This is a genomic window from Psychrobacter sp. S1-30-MNA-CIBAN-0213, assembly GCF_040309845.1.
Classification (GTDB): Bacteria; Pseudomonadota; Gammaproteobacteria; order Pseudomonadales; family Moraxellaceae; genus Psychrobacter.
Window position 1 is genome coordinate 1 of record NZ_JBEOPE010000023.1, and the last position, 6,820, is coordinate 6,820.

The following is a 6,820-nucleotide window of genomic DNA, read 5'->3' on the forward strand; positions in this document are numbered from 1 at the left end:
TGGATGCAAAATGACTTATCCAAATTGTTTTATGATATTTGTCCAAGGCATAACATTTTTATTTTGAACTGACTATACTTAGTAACTCTCAAACGCTCTTTAGTGAAATAAGCTACACCTTCAAGCTGCTCTGGAATTTGGTAACCTACTTCAAGCCCACATGATTCGTCATCAATATTACCAGCATTGGAGGTGTTGATTATTGGTACTACTAGCAAATCGCCAATAATCATTTTTTGGGGCTATCCTAGATAACTAGCTCAAAACCTGATTAACCCATTGTTTTAATTGTAATAATTGAGACTTTGGGTCATTGTAACTAAAGCACCACTAAAATTCCTTTAAATACAGGTGAAAGTGCTCTTTTGGTACCCCGTTAAACTTTCGCAGGTGACGCTTAGCCTGACTCCAAAAGTTCCTATTCCATTGATATGATTCTTGTTATTAACAAAGGCTTTCGAGTGGTTAATACGATAATGAGTAAATTCACTGACGTCTAGATCGTTATAGCTTCTAAATGAGTCAGTGTAAACAATGCTATCAAGCTTTACTTTTTTTCTAATAATAGGAAGTAAGGTGTCTGACTTAGCATTGGGTATAATACAGGCATACACTTTACCGCTACGCTTTAACAGGCCAAATACAGGTACTTTATTACCCGCTCCTCGACCTCGCTTGCCTTTACGAGTACCACCAAAGTAAGACTCGTCTACTTCGATCTCACCTTCGAATAGACCAGGTTCTTTGCTATTCTCGTAAATTAGTAACCGTAGCCTATGGAAGTAATAACTGGCTGTGGTTTTGTTGACGCCGACTAAACTTGCTGCTGTTCTGGCTGTTGAGCCTGCAACAAATAACTCGATCAGTCTGGTTTGTTTGTACCAACTTAGTTTACTCTTTCTCATAGTGCTATCCTAAATGATTTTACTTATCCAGGACAGCCCCCATTTTTTTATGCATATGATCATATTCCCTACATCTATCTCAATATGACATTCAAATAAATTTAGCCTTTTGACTCTACAATAAATAAACTATTAAATAATCAGAGATTAATGAAGCTATTGTTAATGCACTAACCAACTTTTCTTCCTTGCCCATCTAATTGAAACCACCTGCTATTTTCTTCAACATTCGTACAGCCGTCATTAAAACTACGAGCATTATCGTATTTAAAAGGAATAATCACCTGACCTTGAGTATTAATAAAGCCGTATTTGCCTTCTTTTTTTACTAGAGCCAGTCCTTCCTTGAACGATTCTGCATACTCATAGCTGCCAAGATTTTTTACTTCCTCTCCGTATTCATTAATAAATGCATATTTTTCGCCTTGCGATACCACTGCTAGGTTATACCTTGGGGAGTTCATATAATCGTACTTTGGTTCTATGACTGTGTTACCAGTCTCATCAACGAGCCCATGCTTGCCCTCTTTTTTAACCATAAATATCTGGTTGGTATATGGGTCTATCTGCTCATACTCTACGGGAAGAACCATTTTCCCAGAACGACTGATAACCCCGTACTTATCACCCTGTTTAACTTTAACGATATCACCTTTTCGTTCAATCATCTCGTCGGTATCGACAAACTGGACAATATGATCATATGTGGGAGGTACAACGATGTCACCTTGATTGTTCATCACACCATATCGTCCTTCTAAGTTTTGTATTATCAGCATGTCATTAACAAGCTGCCCATTCGCAAACCTGTAGACTTCTGATAAGTCCTCGTTGATGGCAGCTTGAAGCGAACTATCAAGTACAATTACTGCTTCGCCTTGTTTGTTGATGTAGCTTACCCTTCCATCTGTAACAACGTGAGCTAAACCTTCAGAGAACTGCCCAACATGGTCGTATTGAAATGGAATAACGATGTCACCTTGAGTATTGATATAGCCATACTTGTCTTTGTATTGGGCACCGGCCAAGCCCTCTGAAAAGTTTAGGACGTGGTTATATTTAATGGGTATAATGACTTTGCCTTGCTTGTCTATAAACCCATCTCTTTGACCTCTAGATACTGCTGCTAGTCCTTCTGAAAAATAACTCACTGAGTCATATTGAGTAGGAATAACTTCTTTACCCTGTTTGTTTACAAAGCCATAATGCTCATCTTTTTCTACACCAAGAAAGCCTTCGGTAAATTCGGGGTGAAATGAGTCATACTTGCCAAGAGGTATAACCTCCTCCCCCTTTTTATTGATGTAGCCCACCATACCCTCTTTTTCTACTTCTGCAATACCATCAATAAAGTATAGATTCGCTGAAGTATAGTCACTGGTGGCTAGTAAACAGGTATGGTCTATATTTAAGGCAAGTGCGTGAGAAGCAGTCGCTAGTACTGCTAAGGTAAGAGAGCTGATGGTTTTAATCCAGGCGGTAGTCATACAGAACATCCTTGTTCGAATTTAAGACCTATTTTTATATTGACGCAATAAAACAGACATCGCAAGCAAAAACTTCATCAATTTTTTATCGAAAAAAAAGGGAAGTCTTGTTTCTATGATTCAAAACAAAACTCTTGTAGTTTATCTTGATCTACATTAATGTAAACAAATATAGGTTTGTAATATCTCTAAAAGCACTAGTTTAGTGAATATAGCTTATTCTTAACGGATAAACTTTAATAAGATCAAATATGAGTTTTTGTATTTTCTAGGGTTAGTATCTATATCCATAAAATATTTAAAATCAGATTAATTTTGGTGTAAACATTAACAAACAAGGATGCTTATAATGTTCAGAGTAAAGAAGCTAAATATTGTTATGATTAGTTCAGCTATACTCTTAAACGGCTGTACAAACCTTTTAACTGATGCAACATCAGGAGACGAGCTAGTTAGTAGTACAGAAACTATGGCATTACTTATCGGCTCAAATCGCACTGTGTCAGATGATAAAAAACTCAAAATTAAGAGTGATGCAACAAATAATACAGACTGGACGCCTATATTCAACCCAATGAAAGCGGGTTGCGAAATTCCTGCTTACTTTTATGATAAAGACTTCCCGCCTCAGTATAAAACCGCTATTACCTTTATAGAAAGTAAAGGAGATCCTACGCTTGAGGAAGACAGCTTCACTACGACCTATGTTTTTAAAAACTCGGTAGCTTTTGGTTATCCCATTAAAAGTTTTGAGTATCTCCAGGGTTACGAATGGCATCGTATCAAACTATTTTTTGAAGACAAAAGCTTTATGCAGTTAATGCCCTTATTTACACCACCAAATAGAGATGACTATCCATCAGATGTTAAGCATAACAGCACAGGGTATGAACACGTAGGCGCCATTTTTACATATTTACACTTTGATGTTAATGAAAAAAGTATCGTTTGTGAGTCTGGGATATAGTGTTCTAAAAATTTAACTTCTGAAGCCATACAGTAATACTTGAACTGACCACCAAATCTTGGACGGTTTAAGTTTATACCAAGGACTGAGCTCTGTACCTAACAGGGCTCAGTCCTTTTAGTTTAAGCTGAATTCTCTCATGATTATAGTAGTGAATATACTCATGAATCTGTTTCTCTAACGCCTCAATCGAGCTTGGCTTTTCAATATAAATAGTCTCACACTTTAGCATACCGAAGAAGCCTTCCATTAATGCATTATCGAGGCAGTTGCCTTTTCGGCTCATACTCTGTTTAATCTGATGCTTTTTGAGCGTCTTTTTAAACGGCTTCATCTGATAATGCCATCCCTGATCTGAATGTAGCATTAGCTTCTTATTACGACTGGCTCTAGTCTTATCCAGCGCACGATCTAGCATTCGACTGACTAAATCATAGGTGGGCCTTCTTGAGAGCGTATAACTGATAATCTCATTGTTATAACAATCGAGTATTGGCGATAAATATAATTTGTTATCACCGACCTTAAACTCGGTAATATCAGTGAGCCAACGCTTATGTGGCTTACCTGCATGGAACCGACGCTTTAAATGATTCTTCGCTATTTTACCTTGTTGTCCCTTATATGAGCGCCACTTTTGCCGTCGAATCCGTGCACTGAGCTTCAGCTGTTTCATAAGCTTGGCAATAAGCTTATGGTTATGATGAACCCCTAGCTGCTTTAGTGCAGCCGTTATTCTACGATAACCATATCTGCCTCTGTGCTTGTGGTATAAGGTGGTGATACACTGTTTTAAATCAGCGTATTTGTCTTTATTGCAAAGCTGCGCTCTATGATAGTAGAAGCTACTCCGCGCAAGCTTTGCTATGGTTAGTAAGTCAGATAATAGGTGTTGCTCTCTTAATCCTTCGATGAGCCTTGCTTTGTCGCAGCTTGTTCCCTTTCCCGAAGCTGTGCATCTAGCTTTTTTAGGTAGGCATTCTCCGCACGCAGATATTTCAGTTCACGCTTAAGCTCTGTAGGTGTCTTTTCATCATCAGGTTTGCTTGCGATAGGAGATTTCATAAGGGTACTACCTTTATGTTTGGAGGTGAGTCCAGACATACCGTAGAGCCTGTAAGCTTTATGCCAATGACTGATAAGAGCAGGTGAGCTGATATGAAATTTGGGGCTGTCCTAGATAAGTAAAATTATTTAAGATAGGACTATGAGAAAGAGTAAACTAAGTTGGTACAAACAAAACAGACTAATCGAGTTATTTGTTGCCGGTTCTACCGCAATAACAGCAGCAAGTTTAATTGGTGTTAATAAAACCACAGCCAGTTATTACTTTCATAGGCTACGACTGCTGATTTACGAAAATAGCCAAAACCCTGGTTTATTCGAAGGCGAAATCGAAGTAGACGAATCATATTTTGGCTCAGCCCATAAGGGCAAACGAGGACGAGGTGCTGGTAGTAAAGTCCCCGTCTTTGGTCTATTAAAGTGAAATGGCAAGGTTTACGCCTGTATTATACTTAATGCTAAAGCAGATACCTTAATCCCAATCATAAGAGAAAAGGTAAAGCCTGATAGCATTGTTTACACTGACTCATTTAAAAGCTATAACGCATTAGATGTCAGTGGGTTTACTCATTATCGTATCAACCACTCTAAAACCTTTTTTAATAACAAGAATCATATCAATGGAATAGGAACTTTTGGAGTCAAGCAAAGCGGCATATGCGTAAATATAATGGCATCCCAAAAGAGCATTTCCATCTGTTTTTAAAGGAATGTGAGTGGCGTTTTAACTACAGTGATCCGAAACGTCAATTACGTCAGCTAAAACAATGGGTTAAAAAGGAACTGAACTAGTTATCTAGGACAGCCCCTAATGTAATCACCAGAGATAATATTAGTTTTCACATTATCGTATGCGTTTAGATGCTGACTGAGATAGGTTTGCAACTCCTTATCAAATTCATAAGCGGTTACCTCAACAGAGTTAAAATCAGATCCACTTGTTACCCAATGATCAAGGAATGCGCAGGTTAAAGCGCCCACACCTGCGCCTGCGTCCAATAAGTGACAAATTTTAAGATTGCTAGGTGGAAAAAGCGATGTCATAAAGCGAGCTACACTTGAAGGCGTCATGAATTGCCCGAGCTCAGCTTTATATTTTGAAGTAGTACAAAGTGCTAATTTATGGCGCACATTGTCTGCAGTGTCTAACTGTTGAAGCATATTAGATCCATTTACTGATTATCAGTTGATACGCGTGGACAACATTGCGTTGCTCTTATTCTTTGCCAGGGGGTGTTGGTCTAGGCCTATTAGTGGGTTCACTCCCTGCACTAGTAGGAGTATAACTATCACCGACTGAAACTTTGATTGTTGATTTTTTCTTATCACTCATATTCATACACCCTTAATTCTATATGTGAAATTTCATCAGATAAAATGATAACTCCTGCAGTTCCGTTCTTCTTCCTTAAGAATTCGCCATTTGCACCGATAATCCAGGTTTCTTGAAGATATATTTGTTCTGTCTCTGGGCTGCTAGAAGCATTTGACTGTTCTGCATATAACCCTCCTATGATAGTACCATTTTTTAAGATAACCTTTGCCCAATAAGGTTTTCGTTGAGAGAAAAGATAATCCCATGACCTTTTGTCTGGATGAGGGATATTACTTAAAAACCAACCTCTAGTTCTCAAAATCTTCCAAAGTATTACCCAACCTATAGGAGCGACAAGCAGAACTATTGATTAAAACAGATAGTAAAGAATAAAACTTATCTCTTTTAGTTCGATTGTTTCTATTAACCATATTGGAAGAATAAAAAAGGCATAATTTATACAGCTATATGATATTGCGTCAATTAGTTGTTCCGAAGTTGGATGGTTCATCCCTGGGAAAATCAATTGATAAGCTTTCATACTAATAAAACCAGGTATCACAAATGCGATAAATAATATTAGCTTATCAACTTCCAATATATCCATAGTTAACTCTGTAAGAAATTTATATTGAAAATCTATGGTAGCAGATAAACAACACTCCTTGAGGGTGACTTCTTTGTTTGCAATTAAATCTTAGAGAATTTATACACACAGCAGGGGGCGGTAACTATTTCTTACCAAAAAAGAATAATGAGTAATAGTAAAATTAGACATGTATAAAAAACTATAATAGCTATTTATGAACAGTTGCAGATAACAACTGTGGAGGAAAAATTGAGTGAAAAATCTAAAATAAAGAGCCTTTCCTAAAAAGTGTGTAACTTTACCTTACAATATAACTATGAATCCTAAATACTCGGCTGCGATAGTTGATGTCTAACTCAAAACACAAAAAAAACCACCTAAAATGTAAAGTCTAAGTAGTTTTTTAATAAGATAAATATAGTCAGTTCAAAATAAAAATGTTATGCCTTGGACAAATATCATAAAACAATTTGGATAAGTCATTTTGCATCC

At 37.2% G+C, this 6,820-nt stretch carries 6 protein-coding genes and 3 pseudogenes; 2 read left to right on the plus strand and 7 right to left on the minus strand.

What is annotated here, in order from left to right:
* Window positions 1-29 precede the first annotated feature (29 nt).
* The 3 genes and pseudogenes from AAEY87_RS13690 to AAEY87_RS13700 all read right to left on the minus strand — a co-directional run bounded on the left by AAEY87_RS13690 (window position 30) and on the right by AAEY87_RS13700 (window position 2,392).
* Complete coding sequence (locus AAEY87_RS13690) at window positions 30-233, minus strand: hypothetical protein (RefSeq protein WP_350657565.1); 204 nt, start codon at window positions 231-233, stop codon at window positions 30-32.
* Between the two features lie 22 nt (window positions 234-255).
* Window positions 256-905: pseudogene (locus tag AAEY87_RS13695) on the minus strand (IS1595 family transposase).
* Between the two features lie 170 nt (window positions 906-1,075).
* A complete protein-coding gene (locus tag AAEY87_RS13700) occupies window positions 1,076-2,392 on the minus strand; it encodes a WG repeat-containing protein (RefSeq protein WP_350657566.1) in 1,317 nt (438 codons plus the stop codon).
* Between the two features lie 349 nt (window positions 2,393-2,741).
* Between AAEY87_RS13700 and AAEY87_RS13705 the strand changes: the two genes are divergently transcribed.
* Window positions 2,742-3,359 carry a hypothetical protein gene (locus tag AAEY87_RS13705; protein WP_350657567.1) on the plus strand — a complete coding sequence of 206 codons (618 nt, stop codon included), beginning with the start codon at window positions 2,742-2,744 and terminating at the stop codon, window positions 3,357-3,359.
* Between the two features lie 73 nt (window positions 3,360-3,432).
* On the opposite strand, the gene AAEY87_RS13710 is transcribed toward AAEY87_RS13705, so the two are convergent.
* The gene (locus tag AAEY87_RS13710) at window positions 3,433-4,272 is read right to left on the minus strand and encodes an IS3 family transposase (RefSeq protein WP_350657570.1); all 840 of its coding nucleotides are present in this window, start codon (window positions 4,270-4,272) and stop codon (window positions 3,433-3,435) included.
* A complete protein-coding gene (locus AAEY87_RS13715) occupies window positions 4,260-4,424 on the minus strand; it encodes a hypothetical protein (RefSeq protein WP_350657568.1) in 165 nt (54 codons plus the stop codon). The genes AAEY87_RS13710 and AAEY87_RS13715 overlap by 13 nt, the downstream gene beginning before the upstream one ends.
* Before the next feature lie 142 nt (window positions 4,425-4,566).
* Between AAEY87_RS13715 and AAEY87_RS13720 the strand changes: the two are divergent.
* Window positions 4,567-5,216: pseudogene (locus AAEY87_RS13720) on the plus strand (IS1595 family transposase).
* Here the strand turns inward: AAEY87_RS13720 and AAEY87_RS13725 are convergent.
* Together AAEY87_RS13725 and AAEY87_RS13730 are read right to left on the minus strand one after the other, a co-directional pair.
* Entirely contained in the window at window positions 5,217-5,585 is a 369-nt protein-coding gene (locus AAEY87_RS13725) for a hypothetical protein (RefSeq protein ID WP_350657569.1), read from the minus strand. It abuts the pseudogene before it with no gap.
* 164 nt (window positions 5,586-5,749) lie between these two features.
* Window positions 5,750-6,346, minus strand: a pseudogene (locus AAEY87_RS13730) (DUF6338 family protein).
* Between the last annotated feature and the right edge of the window lie 474 nt (window positions 6,347-6,820).

Excerpts from the sequence above, each read along its gene's own strand:
- AAEY87_RS13690 (WP_350657565.1), bottom strand. The coding sequence starts at position 233 with ATGATTATTGGCGATTTGCTAGTAGTACCAATAATCAACACCTCCAAT.
- AAEY87_RS13705 (WP_350657567.1), top strand. The coding sequence starts at position 2,742 with ATGTTCAGAGTAAAGAAGCTAAATATTGTTATGATTAGTTCAGCTATA.
- AAEY87_RS13725 (WP_350657569.1), bottom strand. The coding sequence starts at position 5,585 with ATGCTTCAACAGTTAGACACTGCAGACAATGTGCGCCATAAATTAGCA.
- AAEY87_RS13715 (WP_350657568.1), bottom strand. The coding sequence starts at position 4,424 with ATGAAATCTCCTATCGCAAGCAAACCTGATGATGAAAAGACACCTACA.
- AAEY87_RS13700 (WP_350657566.1), bottom strand. The coding sequence starts at position 2,392 with ATGACTACCGCCTGGATTAAAACCATCAGCTCTCTTACCTTAGCAGTA.